At 64.6% G+C, this 13323-nt stretch carries 12 protein-coding genes; all 12 read left to right on the forward strand.

Annotated elements, in window-relative coordinates; translation table 11 throughout:
- Positions 1–1038: trypsin-like serine peptidase (locus BN1056_RS00575; protein WP_210578243.1), on the forward strand; the 1038-nt coding region annotated here is incomplete at its 5' end.
- Positions 1039–1318: 280 nt separating this feature from the next.
- The gene (locus BN1056_RS00580) at positions 1319–1603 is read left to right on the forward strand and encodes a hypothetical protein (protein WP_210578245.1); all 285 of its coding nucleotides are present in this window, start codon (positions 1319–1321) and stop codon (positions 1601–1603) included.
- 141 nt (positions 1604–1744) lie between these two features.
- Positions 1745–2800, forward strand: coding sequence for an ornithine carbamoyltransferase (gene argF, locus BN1056_RS00585; protein ID WP_210578247.1), 1056 nt, complete (start codon positions 1745–1747; stop codon positions 2798–2800).
- Positions 2801–2977: 177 nt separating this feature from the next.
- Complete coding sequence (locus BN1056_RS15015) at positions 2978–3436, forward strand: peptidoglycan-binding domain-containing protein (RefSeq protein WP_425306089.1); 459 nt, start codon at positions 2978–2980, stop codon at positions 3434–3436.
- A 25-nt stretch (positions 3437–3461) separates the two neighbouring features.
- Entirely contained in the window at positions 3462–4463 is a 1002-nt protein-coding gene (locus tag BN1056_RS00595) for a hypothetical protein (protein ID WP_210578251.1), read from the forward strand.
- 23 nt (positions 4464–4486) lie between these two features.
- Positions 4487–5677, forward strand: coding sequence for a peptidoglycan-binding domain-containing protein (locus tag BN1056_RS00600; protein ID WP_210578253.1), 1191 nt, complete (start codon positions 4487–4489; stop codon positions 5675–5677).
- 40 nt (positions 5678–5717) lie between these two features.
- Positions 5718–7553, forward strand: a complete 1836-nt coding sequence (locus BN1056_RS00605; protein WP_210578255.1) for an ABC transporter ATP-binding protein/permease — start codon at positions 5718–5720, stop codon at positions 7551–7553.
- Positions 7554–7600: 47 nt separating this feature from the next.
- Positions 7601–9982: a glycoside hydrolase domain-containing protein gene (locus BN1056_RS00610; protein WP_210578257.1), complete on the forward strand. Its 2382-nt coding sequence runs from the start codon at positions 7601–7603 to the stop codon at positions 9980–9982.
- Complete coding sequence (locus BN1056_RS00615) at positions 9972–10574, forward strand: hypothetical protein (RefSeq protein WP_210578259.1); 603 nt, start codon at positions 9972–9974, stop codon at positions 10572–10574. The genes BN1056_RS00610 and BN1056_RS00615 overlap by 11 nt, the downstream gene beginning before the upstream one ends.
- A gap of 115 nt (positions 10575–10689) precedes the next feature.
- Positions 10690–11679, forward strand: a complete 990-nt coding sequence (locus tag BN1056_RS00620) for a hypothetical protein (protein WP_210578261.1) — start codon at positions 10690–10692, stop codon at positions 11677–11679.
- 76 nt (positions 11680–11755) lie between these two features.
- Complete coding sequence (locus BN1056_RS00625) at positions 11756–12931, forward strand: o-succinylbenzoate synthase (RefSeq protein WP_244671415.1); 1176 nt, start codon at positions 11756–11758, stop codon at positions 12929–12931.
- A 71-nt stretch (positions 12932–13002) separates the two neighbouring features.
- A partial coding sequence (locus BN1056_RS00630; RefSeq protein ID WP_425306088.1) for a thiamine pyrophosphate-binding protein occupies positions 13003–13323 on the forward strand: 321 nt, incomplete at its 3' end.

Here is a 13323-nt window from a genome sequence, read left to right on the forward strand (position 1 = left end):
GAAGACGACGCCGCCTCAACCGCCGTTGTAGCGCCCAACAGCTTCGGTCAAGAGGCGGTGCTCGCGGACGAGGCCGCGTTGGATGACGCCGATGCCGAGTCTAACCAGGACGTAATCGACTACTGGACGCCCGAGCGGATGGCGCAGGCCCAGCCCGTAGACGTCGTCGCGGACTCCGAACAGCTCGCCCAGGCCGAGGCCTCGGCGCTGGCGTCTGCCGCCGATTCCGAGCCGGGAGAGGAGGGCCTCACCGATCCCGCCGAGCCCGCCGACGACGTGCTCGCGCAGGCGCAGGCCGCCGGCCTTTTCGATGAGGACCTGCAAACGCTGACCGCGGACTCCGGTGAGGAGACTGCGGTGGTCGCGCCGCCGGTGACGAACTTCTCCGTTACCAACGGCAAGCTGTTCTTCGAGGGCTACGAAAAAGACAACGGATACTGTTCGGCGTCCGCGCTGAACACGCCGACCAAGCGCGTGATCATTACCGCGGGACACTGCGTGTATTACCAGGGTGCCTGGTCCCAGAACGTTGTGTTCGTCCCCGCCTACGATGGCCGGAAGGAGGACCCCGATCCGGTGGGAATCTGGACTGCGCGCACCCTGCGCACATTCAACTCCTGGATCGATGACTCGGACCTCTCCCACGACGTCGGAATCATTACCCTCAACGACGGTGGAGACGACAACAGAAGAATTGTCGACGCCGTCGGCGGGCACGGCCTCATGTGGAACGGCTCCAAGAGCTTCGACGTCTCAATCTTCGGCTACCCGAGCAACAAGAGCAATCCGAACGGTCGCTACAGCATGTGGGCGTGCTGGGGCGCTACCCGCGGTGACGACGATCGGGATACGATCACAGGCTGCGACTTCGGCAATGGCTCATCAGGCGGGCCCTGGCTCGCCCAGTACAACAACAGCACCGGACAGGGGCATGTTCGGTCGGTGACGTCCACATGGTTGGACTCGGCGGACCAGAACTGGGGGCCCTACTTCAACACCGATGTCAAGAAGATGGTGGACGCCTCGAACAATGACTAGTCCGGCGTGCGCCGACGCCGACCACCGAGTACAGGGGGCGATCATGTCGCTGATCAGACGCCGCACAATGACGAGGCTTGCGCTTGCTGCGGGCATTGCGATCGCGGGGGCGGGAGGCTGCACGCGAGGGCGGGACTCGCCCACCGCCTCAACCGAGCCGACCGGTCCCAAGGCTGCGGACTCCTCGCCGACGGAGCAGACCACAGCCACCGGTGACTTCGGAGCGGCTGGTTCAACGAGCGTTCCCGCGCCGAGCGGCGATGCGACGGGATCGGTCCAGGTGCTTCAGGCCCGCGATGACCTGGTCTCGCCCGCCGCCGTCGCGTGGGACTCGTGGGAGCTGATCGGCCCGCGGACGATCGAGCTGACTTTCCTTGCCGGCCCTGCACAGTGCGAGGGCGTGAGCGTGGAAGTTCTCGAGACCGACCAGGACGTGACAATCAACCTCAGCGTCGGTACCTTGCCGGACGCCGGCGCCTGCCAGGCGATCGCGTTGACTTCAACCACACGCGTCGCTCTCGGTGCCGACCTCGGCGACCGTACGGTCCGCCAGGACGCCGGTTAACACCCACGCGATCGTGGGAGAGCGATGGCCATCGGCGAGGGGTGCCGCGTCTGCTCGGGGAGGGGCTTCATGCGGCGGCCGTTATCACGTCCGCATGCCCTACGATCATCCCCTGAGTTCACGCGTCGAAAGGACCCCAGCATGCCCGCCGCCATCCCGGCCCCCGCCCCCGCCGTCCTCGCCTCCCTGAAGGGACGCAGTTTCCTGCGCGAACTGGACTTCACGCCGCAGGAGTGGATGACGCTGATCGGCCTGGCGGCGCAGTTGAAGGCGGACAAGCGAGCCGGCCGGGAGACTCAGCACCTGAGGGGCAAGAACATCGCCCTGATCTTTGAGAAGACCTCCACGCGCACCCGCTGCTCCTTCGAGGTGGGCGCCCACGACCAGGGCGCCCACAGCACCTACCTGGACCCCTCCGGCTCTCAGATCGGCCACAAGGAGTCCGTGGCGGACACCGCCCGCGTGCTGGGCCGCATGTTCGACGGCATCGAGTACCGCGGCGACTCCCAGGCCAAGGTCGACCAACTCGCCGAACTGTCGGGCGTACCGGTGTGGAACGGGCTCACCGACGACTGGCACCCCACCCAGATGCTGTGTGACTGCCTGACCATGCTCGAGCACACCGACAAGCCCGCTGGTCAGATCGCCTACGCCTACATCGGCGACGCCCGCTTCAACATGGGCCGCTCCCTGCTCGTGGCCGGCGCCCTGCTCGGCGCCGACGTGCGCATCGTCGCTCCCAAGGAGCTGTGGCCCGACGACGAATGCGTCACCGCCGCCCAGTCCGTCGCCGCCGACACCGGCGCCCGCATAACCCTCACCGAGTCCGTGGACGAGGGCGTGGCAGGGGTGGACTTCGTACACACCGACATCTGGGTGTCCATGGGGGAGCCCAAGGACGTGTGGGCGGAGCGCATCGAGCTGCTGCGCGGCTACCAGGTCAACGCCGCCCTGATGGCCAAGGCGGGGGAGCAGGCCAAGTTCATGCACTGCCTGCCCTCCTACCACAACCGCGAGACCGCGATCGGGGAGGAGATCTACCAGGCCACCGGCATGGACGGCCTGGAGGTCACCGAGGACGTCTTCGAGTCCGAGCGCTCCATCGTCTTCGACCAGGCCGAGAACCGCATGCACACGATCAAGGCCGTCATGGTCGCGACTCTGGGCGACCCGGCGACGACGGCGCAGGTGGACTGAGTCCGCTGCCCCATCCGGCTAGGCCGGTTGGGCGATCGGATCCGTCGATTGGCGGATTGACGACATTGACGACCTGGTGTGGGATGTCTCATGCTTCAAAGCGGTGTCGTTCCGCGATCCTATTTCCTGAACGGAGAATGAGGCGCTCCTCATTGCTCCATGAATTTGGAGGTTCCGATGAAGCTCGGGTATGCTGTCCGCTCTCTTCGCGTTGTTGTGGCACTTGCTGTGCTTGTCGCAGGTACATTGGTTGCTTCGCCTGTCGCGCAGGCTGCCTCCTATCATCAGTGCAACAATGGCTGGTACTACAATGTGGAGGTGGTCGGTGGGGCCGGAGGAGGAGTGTATGTCCCCGCCTACGGCAACGGTACCTCGCTCACGCGTAACTGTTGGCTCAAACGTACGAGCTCTACTCGCGTGCGCCAAGAGGTTAGGAGACTTCAGTACGGACTTCAGACTTCCGGGCAGAGTCTGTACGCCGATGGTATATTTGGTGATATCACGCGCAAGGCGGTGGTGAATGTGCAAACCGCAAATCGGATCGCGGTTGACGGCGTGTACGGGCCGCAGACCGGATCGGTTATCAGGTGGTGCTACTGGTATAACAAAAAGGAATGGTGTGGACGGTGGGTCTAACTGACGGTATAGGAGGACTGCTTTCATGGGTGTTCAGCGTTTTGCGCGATCTGGTCGCGTTTTTCGCGGCGCTGCTGTGGGTGCAATCTTCACTCTCCTCGTCTGTTCCTGTTCTTCTGGAGGGCAGTATGCGTCCGTCGATGCGACAGCGGCGCGAAGTGAGGTTGCAAGTCAGGTGGCGGCGCCGCCAGGCCCAACCGAGGTGCTCGGAGTTGTCAAAGATCCGGTGACGTGGTCGGTGCCCTTTGATCGGGTGCTCGACGGGAATCTTTCACGGTTGGAGAATTACGCCTACGACCTTCTGGTGGATAGGTGCATGTCGGAAGCTGGGATCGATGAATATGAGGTAATGACTGCGTCATCTGTCCCATTTCCCGAGACGTCGCCGCATGGGAATGAAACCCTGTTCAATGTGGAGATCGCTCAGAAGTACGGCTACCGAATGGCTCCCGATCCGGCCTACAAGATCTCATGGGAGAAGATCGATCTCCAGGGCGGTGGCTACTACGACGGCAAACCGGACTCCTTCAAGGATCAATGGCATGATTGTCAAGATGAGGTGCAACTGGAACTATATGGCCCGCCGCCGACGGAGTATCTGGATATTGACGAGAATGGAGTCATTCCAATCGAGTCTCAGCTCAACCAGTTTTTCGTAGACACTTCGTCATCACAGTTGCAGGAGGCTGCTGCTCAGTGGCGCACCTGCATGGCGCCGCAGGGCATAGCTGATCTTCCTGAGGAACCCTGGGAGGTGGGAACGTTAGACCTTCCTGAATCGCTCATCACGAGGTTCGACTACTGGCCGACCGGCGACCCCTCGGCGGACGAAATCGTGGTGGCCACTGCGGACGCCGAGTGTCGGGAGTCCTCGGGGTGGACCAGCCTGCTATACGAGGCCACATGGGACCAACAGGCCGCGTTCGTTGCCGATCACCAGGCAGAGATCGAAGGCATGGTGGCTGAGAACGAGGCCGAAGCGGCACGCATGCGTTCCATTATTACCGAGGCCGGCGGAACGCCGTGAGTCGGCTACGGCAGTCTTTGCTCGTGTTCGCCTTTCTGGCTGGCGCTGCGATGCTCGTTGTCGGTACGTGGCTCGTGGCCGTCCGCGTCCAGTCACCTGCTCAGCGGGAGGCGGCCGCCGCGCCGCCTTCGGCCGGACCGGTCACCGTCGCGGTGACGCGGAGCGACCTCGTCGAGCAGACAACCTTCCTCGCGACCGCGGTTCGTTCCGAGAGCGTAACTGTCGCCGTTCCAACCCCATTCGAGGGACAGGGCGTGGTGACCAGGTCTGCTGCGGCGGTCGGTCATTCTGTCCCCTCGGGCGGCGTGGTTGTTTGGGTCAACAGCCGTCCGGTGATCGCGTTACAGGGTGAATTCGCCCTCTACCGCGATCTGTACTTGGGTGCCCGAGGCGACGACGTCCGCATGATCCAACAGGCCCTGGCCGATTTGGGCTACGCCGTCAGTGTGGACGGGGAGCTTGGGAGAGCGACTGCTGCCGCTATCCGCGAGCTGTACCGGAGTGCCGGGGCCCAGGCTCCGCAGGACTCCGAATACTCGCCTAGCGCAGTCGCAGCCGAACCCGCGCCCTCCGAGGGGGCGACGGCGGCCGCGTCGCCGGCACAGCCGACCCTTGTGCTGCCAGCCTCGGAAGTCATAATTGTGCCGACGCTGCCCGCGGTTCTGACTTCGGTCCCCGCGACCGGTACCGCAGTGGACGGCGAGGCCGCGGCAACGTTCAGCACCCAGGAGATCGCGCTTACAGCCACGGTGCCACCGACCATACAGGCGCGGTTGACGTCCGGTCTGGCCGGCACTGCCAGTCTTCAAGGACAGTCTGCTGATATGTCAATGGACGTCGCCCTGGCACAGGTGAACTTCCCACAGCAGGACGCTTTGTCACCTACCCAGCAGGATCAGGAAGAGGCAGCTGAGTCCGCAGAGGCGTCCGTGGTTCTGCGGGCGAGCGACGGCCATATCCCTGACGACTGGGTGGGGCGCAGCGACGTCTTGGTCACCCTCAACCTCTCCGAGCCGGTTCTCGATGCGCTACTAGTCCCGCAACGAGCCGTCTCGGCCGACGTCAATGGCGTGACCACCGTCCTGGTTGAGCAGAAGGACGGCTCCTTCACGCAGGTGGTGGTGACCGAGCTCGGATGTGTCGCGGGCACCTGCGCCGTCGACGCTGAGGACGGTACCCTCACCGAGGACATGAGTGTGCGGGTTGATGGCTGAGCTCCGGTTGTGCGGCGTCGGGAAGATCTACGGAGGTGAAGTGCCCCTTGAAGCCCTCCGCGATGTCACGCTGACCATCCGTCAGGGCGAGTTCATCTCTATCCAGGGTCCGTCGGGGGCCGGCAAGTCCACCCTGCTAAACCAGCTGGCACTGCTGGACACCCCGACCAGTGGCGATTACCGAATCAATGACGTCGATGTGGGTACGCTGAGCGAGCCCAGGCGCGCCACGGTGCGTTCCGAGAACTTCGCCTTCATCTTCCAGTCCTTCCACCTGCTCAAGGGACGCAGCGTGGTGGAGAACGTCGCCCTCGGCCTGCTGTATCGGGGTCTGGACCGGCGGCGGAGAGTTAAGGCCGCTCAGGAGGCGCTCGCATTCGTCGGTTTGCAGCACAAGCACTTGCAGAAGGTGGAGAAGCTATCGGGGGGAGAGCGTCAGCGCGCCGCCATTGCCAGAGCTGTCGCCTCGGGCGCGCCGATCATCGTCGCCGATGAGCCCACCGGCAACCTGGATTCGCGCAGCAGTGAGCAGATCATGGAATTGCTCGCGCAACTGAACCGGCGTGGCGCCACGGTCATAGTGGTCACTCACGACGACCATGTCGCCTCCTACGCCTCACGACATCTGCGGGTCGTGGACGGCCGGGTGGAGGAGCTCAACCGAACTGCGTTACATGCCCCCAAGACGGAACCTTCCGCCATGCGCGGGCGCGCTTCCCGCCTGCGGCTGCCTGACGCCTTAAGCGACGTATGGCACAGCCTGCGCTCCCGGCGAGCGCGCTCGGGTGTGCTGGTTGCCTGCATTGCTCTGGCAGTAGCGCTGGCGACGACGACTACCGGGTTGTCCGCCACCGCGCGATTCCAGGTGTCCGACGTGTTCGACTCCAGACGCAACCAACTCGTCGGCTTGGCAGCCGCAACCACCGACGTCTTGGCTGCCGAGCAAGCCCTGTCCGCAGACTCCGCTGTGCGTATCCGAGACCTCGCCGGCGTGCGCGACTTCGCTGTACTCGCTACCCACTCGTCCGTCGAGGTCGCGTCACGGCCCTCTGCGACCACTACTCCGCTTCAACTCGTCGGTAACGTATCGGATACGCTTCCACAGTCACTGTTTACGGTCACCTGCCCGCAGCCCTTGGCCGTGCTGGGCGAGGATGAGGTCATCCTCGGTTCACACGCAGCCCAGAGCCTGCAGATCGGCCCCCTACTCGCTTCACCGGTGATCTGGCTGGACGGACGGCCCCGTGCTGTTGTCGGAATCCTGACTGACGCGGGCCTGGACGTCGGCCTGCTTGACTCGGTCATCGTGCCCGAATCCGAAGCCGTCTCGTATTCGCAGCCCCAGTACGCCTCGGTCAAGCTGCGGGTCGACCCCGGAGCCGCCCAACAGGTTGCCGAGCAGGCGCCCGTTGCCTGGATCCCCAGCGCGCCGCAGTCCGTGACCGTCGATGTCCCGCCGGATCCTGCGACGCTCCGGGCGGAGGTGGAGGACTCCATTCGAACCGTCCTGTACACCCTCACTGCCGTCGCCGCGATCGCTGCCCTCACGCTGGTCGCCGCCCTCATGATCTCCACGGTCATGGAGCGCACCGGAGAGATCGGGCTGCGTCGCGCCATGGGGGCCAGGCGCGTCCACATCCGCTTCCTCATCGCCGCCGAGGCGACTGTGACCGGGCTGCTCGGGGGAGTGGCGGGTGTCTACCTCGGAATGATGTCGATCCTTGCCATCACCATAGGTAGGGGCTGGCAGCCCGTCATGGACTGGGGCAGCGTGCCACTTGGCATCGCGGGAGGCGTCGGCGTCAGCCTCCTTGGAGCCGTGTTTGCCACGCACCGTGCGTCTCGCATCGAACCCGCAGAGGCGCTGCACCACTGACGTATGTATTCGTACCTCGACTAGCAGACTCACTGAGGAGAAACGCTATGGCAGACCCCCAAGTCAGGAAGACACAGGAGTGGCTCAACGCCACGTACGGCTCGAAAGCGGGTTGGGTACGGCTCGATGAGGACGGACTGACAGGCTGGTCCACGATCTACGGACTGCGCCGCGCGCTGCAGGCCGAGCTGGGGATCAGTCCACTGGCGTCTGGATTCGGTCCGGCCACCACCAGTGCCTTTCGCTCGAAGATCGGCAAAATAGACGCATCCTTCAGTGGCTCGCAGAACGTGCTCTGCATCCTCAGCGGGGCACTGTGGTGTAAGGGATACACAGCCATCACTCTCAACCAGGGAGCCGTCTTTGGATTCGAGGGTCTCAGCGGATCGGTTGCCACCGTACGCGAAGACCTTGGACTCGGAGCTGGCAACTCGCCCTTCGTCGACGTCAAAGTCATGGCCTCACTGCTATCCATGGACGCCTACACCGTGTTGAGTGGTTACGGTGGAACCGCCGAGGTCAGATCCGTGCAACGCTGGCTCAACGGTACCTACCATGCGCGGCGAGACTTCGCACTGGTGCCCTGTGACGGTGTGCACTCCCGATCGGTTCAGACCGCGCTCCTGCTCGCCCTGCAGTACGAGTTGGGGATGGCCGATGGCGTTGCCAACGGCAACTTCGGGGACGGGACCAAGAGCGGGTTGAAGTCGCAGGCGGTGCTGGGGGTTGGCAATAGCGACGGGACCAAGCGGTTCGTCAGGCTGTTCCACGCGGCCATGATCCTCAACGGCCTCAGCATCTCCCTGAATAGCAGCTTCACCAGCACTACCAGCAGTGTCATCAGCAGTTTCCAGTCCTTCATGGAGATACCCCAGACCGGGAAGGGCGACTACACGACCTGGTGCAACCTCCTGGTATCGTGCGGTGACACCAGCGTCGCCACTAAGGGGTTCGACACCTCTGAGAAGCTCACCGGTGGACGGGCTGCGGCCGCGGTACGCAGGGGTTACACGCATGTAGGTAGGTACCTTGTAACCGGTTACTACATCAACGGCCCTGAAATCGACGAGCTTAGGGCGGCCGGATTGCGTCTGATTCCGCTCTATCAGCGCTACAACAACGAGGTTGTCTGGATGACCTATGACCACGGAGAAGAGCAGGCATTTGAGGCCCTAAGGCGTGCTAGGGTACTCGGTATTCCGCAGGAATCGGTCATCTACTTCGCTGTCGATTTTGACGCCACAGGTGATGTGGTTAATGGGCCTGTGGTGAAGTTCTTTCAGGGAGTTAATAAGGTGATGGACTCTGTTCCGAATAGTTACAGGGTCGGCGTGTATGGTTCCAGGAACGTGTGTCAGACGATAATCGACCGCGGCCTGGCCGTTGGTGCCTACGTCTCCGGACTGTCAACGGGGTACTCCGGGAACATGGGTTTTCCGATGCCCCAGGAGTGGCACTACAACCAGATCTTTGAAACCAGTACCGACCTCGGAGGCGGGGGTGAGACGCCGATAGACAAGGTAGTCGTTTCGCGCAAGGCTCCGTCGGTTGATCTGACGACCGTGCCAGGACCGCCTCTTGAGAATGAAGGAGGGAACTCGGCCACGGGATTCGATCTTCTTTTTCTCTGGTATGTGGATGTTGAAGCGGGGTGTTCAAAGGCTGTGAACGAGCTCCCCTACGGGCCTGCGAAAGCCTATGCTTCTGATCCGTCTGTCTTTATTCTTGGTTGGCTGCGCAAGCCGACCTACTGGGGTACGGCTAATGACGGTATGTGGCTCGTGTATACACCTGAGGTTGACGATCAGGCGTCCACTACAGCTCGTGTGGTTTGTGAGGATTATTTGAATCGGGCACGAGCGCATCCGAATACATTGGTAGACATTCCTCATTGGGCGGTTTCTGTGCTCTCGTACGTTAGTTGGGGCGCGGATATTAGTCCGGCTCAATATGGTTACGGTGATCTTGGGGGGTGGGCGCTCGACTTGTACTCACTCTTCGGGGCCTGGCAGTCAGGCAGTCAAAACGCGGACCTCTATACCTGGGCTTTTGATGCGATCGGCGCCGAGTCTAATTCGGACTTTGGGCGGGCGGACCTGCTCGCTGATGCTGATGCGTGGTTGGTCGCTAGTTCGGGGGTGTCTCCGCTCTTTCGAGAACGCTTTCGGTATGTGCGATCGATGTCTCCAAACGAACGATTGATGGAATTTTATAGGAGTAGATTTGGCTCAAGTTCGGCCAATGTAGATTCGGCCTTTAAGGGGATCGCATACGGGCTGGACGTAGGGGTGTTTAAAGATATTGGGTGGACGCTTCCGCTACTGAGAAAGGCTGCTCATTTCGATTCGGTGCCCACGGAGGCCCAGCGTCGAGCGCTTACGTCCGCCTTAGCGGATCGATTGGTGCAGGGGCTGGAAGATGAGGATTGATTCGAAAGTTCGTCAGGGGCTTCTGGTTGGGCTTTGTGTCACCTTGCGGACCGTTATGGTGCTGGTTGGGCTCGCGCTTTTACTGTGGGGTGCGCAGTGGGCTGCTATGGCCTCAGGTCTTTCGGTGGTCCGGCCGAATATGGCGGCCGACAGCGGGATGGTCACGCGGATAATGAAGGGGGCCGGAACATTCACTTTTGTTTGGTGGCGCTCTACGCTGGAGGCGGCGCTTGGTTTCGCTCTCATTCCGAAGTGGCGCGCCAAGGGCCGTTATGATGTTGCGGCGGTTGCTGTGGCAGTGGTAAGTGCTGTTTGCGTGGCGTTCCTTATTCTTCTAATGGCGGGTGCGGGGACCTATGGGACGTGCACCTACCCGACGTGTTGGCCTGCTCCGTGGGATGGGATTATCTTGGCCGCGCCGTATTTTGCGGGGCTGGTGACTCTGACAGTGATGGCGTGCTTCGCAGACCGGATCCCTCTGTGGGTGCGCTGTTTGTCTCCGACGGCGGTCTACCTGGTCGGCACGGTGCTGCTCGTCCTGGTCTGGGACCGCTGGTTGCTGCCCTTCTTCGCGGGTCCGCCACCCTGGTAACTCCTCCGCTTACGTCGAATCCCACCGACATGTCTTCATCCCTTCATTCGCACCCCCGACTCAAGGAACAACCATGTACTCATCCACGTCCCAAGACGCATCGCAGCCTATGCGCATGTCCCGACGCAGCCTGATCTGTGGGCTCGGTCTGAGAGCCGGCGCCGCACTGCTGGTGTCAACGGCTCCGCAGGCGCATGCCGCGGGAGTCGAAGTCAGCTTGACCCCCGGGGAAGAGGCCACTGAAGTCGCCACCACCGCCGGCACCACGATGACCGTGCCTGTTCTGTTGGGCGGAACCCTCACGGTCGCCGGAGGCAGCCTGCCAGCCGGAACGCGCATGGCGTTGACCTGGTCCTCGGCTCTGTACGCCGCCGAGGAGGCACCCGCGATCACCCGTGACGATGAGGCATTCGACTGCGCCTTCGAGGCGGAGCCCGCCGACGACGGCACCACCGGGAGCGCAACCGTCCTGCTTGGCGCGCAGCTGCCCGAGGGTGAATTCACACTGGCACTGGGCTCGGTGCGTGCGTTGACTTACCCGGACGACATCATTGCCCCGCCCGCTGCCACGACGGTCACCCTCGCGCTACCGGATGGGGACCGGGAAGTCACTCAAGAACCTGCCGATACCGGCACCAGCACTGATCTTCTATGGGGAGCGACGATCGGCGTGACCTGGACCGCGCTGCGCTGGGCCGACGGCTTCCATCTGTGGAAGCCGGATACCGTCGCCCTGCACTCTGTCGGGCCATCGTCGGTGCCTGCAGGAACCGTCATCGACGTACAAGTGGACGCGGGCGCGTTCACCGATCTGGCCGTCGGCCCCGAAGATGCTGCGGCGTCCGGCTCGATTCAGGGAACGGTACTGCGCGCCTCCTACCCGATCCCCGAACCCGTTGCCGCCGACACGATCCTCGTAATACCGATCGTGGCGAAGACGGTCGAACTAAGCGGCGAGCTCGCATCTTACGAGCCACCGCTGCTGGCGCTCACCAACGCCGACGCCTCGCAGACCCAGCGGCTGACCGGGCTTGAGACGGCCACCAGGGAGGACAACGCCGTCGATGCCGCCAGCAAGGTGCTCTACGGTATGGGCGAGGAATGACGGCCGAACCATTGCCATTAGGCACTGATTGTCACGCCCGGCCGCCATGGCCCTGCCCCCTGGCTATCCTGTCGGCGTGACCATCCCCAACCGCGGCCCGGAGTCCGCGTCCGCCCGCGTGCGCGGCGAACTCGATCTGGACGCCCTGCGCGCCGGCGTCGGCGGGGCGCTGCTGGCCGACATCGACCGAGCCGTCGCCTGGGACGTCCCCCTGAGGACCTCCTTCCGTGGCCTGACCCGCCGTGACGGTGTGCTCCTGCACGGCCCGGCCGGCTGGGGCGAGGTCGCCCCCTTCTGGGACTATGACGCCGACGCCGCCGCCCCCTGGCTGGCCGCCGCCCTGGAACAGGCCACCGTCGGCAACGCCGACCTGCCCCGCCTCCGCGAGACCATCCCCGTCAACATCACCGTCCCCGCCGTCGACCCCGACCGGGCGCGCGCCCTGATCGCCGAGGCTGGCAGCGCCGCCGGGCCGGCTCGGCATGCCGTCGCCCCTCCCAGCGCCCTCCCCGTCACCGTCAAGGTCAAGGTCGCCGGAGCGCGCGTCTCCGACCGCCAGGGCCTGGCCGCCGACCTGGAGCGCATCGAGGCGGTCCGCGACGCCATCGGCCCGCACGGCCGCATCCGCATCGACGTCAACGGCGCCTGGGACCTGGAGACCGCCCGCAGAATCCTGCCGCTGATGGATGCCGCCGCCCAGGGCCTGGAATACGTGGAACAGCCCTGCGGCTCCACGCAGGCGCTCGCCGACCTGCGTCGGCTGGTGGACATCCCCATCGCCGCGGACGAGTCCATCCGCTTGGCCGCCGACCCGCTGGCCGTGGCCCGCCTGGACGCCGCCGATGTGGCCGTCCTCAAGGTCGCCCCGCTAGGTGGCGCCCGTCGCGCCCTGGCCCTGGCTGAGCGCCTGGGCCTGCCGGCCGTCGTCTCCTCCGCCATCGACACCAGTGTCGGCATCGGCGCGGGCGTCGCGCTCGCCGCCGCCCTGCCCGGGCTCAAGCACGCCTGCGGGCTGGGCACCGTCCGGCTGCTCGCCCGCGACGTCGCCGCCCCCGCCGCCATCCCCGCCGACGGCGCTCTGCCGGTGCGCCCCGTGCACGTCTCGCGAGCGCTGCTGCGCACCGCCGCCGCCGACGCCGAACTCACCGCCCGCTGGCAGTTGCGCCTGAGCCACATAACGGCCGCCCTGCAGCGCCGACGCGAGCGGGAGAGTGCCCACCCCAGCAGCGCCGTGGCCGGACTGCCCCTATGAGCGCCGCCGACTCCACGGGCCGTAACCACGCGCGGCCCGGGACAGACCCGCAGCCCGAGCCGCCTTCGCTTGTGGCTGCCCGCACCGTCGTCGGCGCCCTGATTCATGCCGGCGTGCACCAGGTGATCCTCGCCCCCGGCTCTCGCTCCGCGCCCCTGGTTCCGGCCCTGGCCGCCGCCGAGCAGGACGGGAAGCTGCGGGTGCGGGTGGTCCTCGACGAACGCAGCGCCGGCTTCGTGGCCCTGGGGTGCGCCCGCGCCGAACTGCTGGCCGGGCGCCGCCGTCCTGCTGCCGTTGTCACCACCTCCGGCACCGCGGTGGCGAACCTGCATCCGGCCGTCGCCGAGGCCGACGCCGCCGGCGTACCCCTACTGCTGGTGACCGCCGACCGG

Source organism: Actinomyces succiniciruminis (assembly GCF_900002405.1).
Taxonomy (GTDB): Bacteria; Actinomycetota; Actinomycetes; order Actinomycetales; family Actinomycetaceae; genus Actinomyces; species Actinomyces succiniciruminis.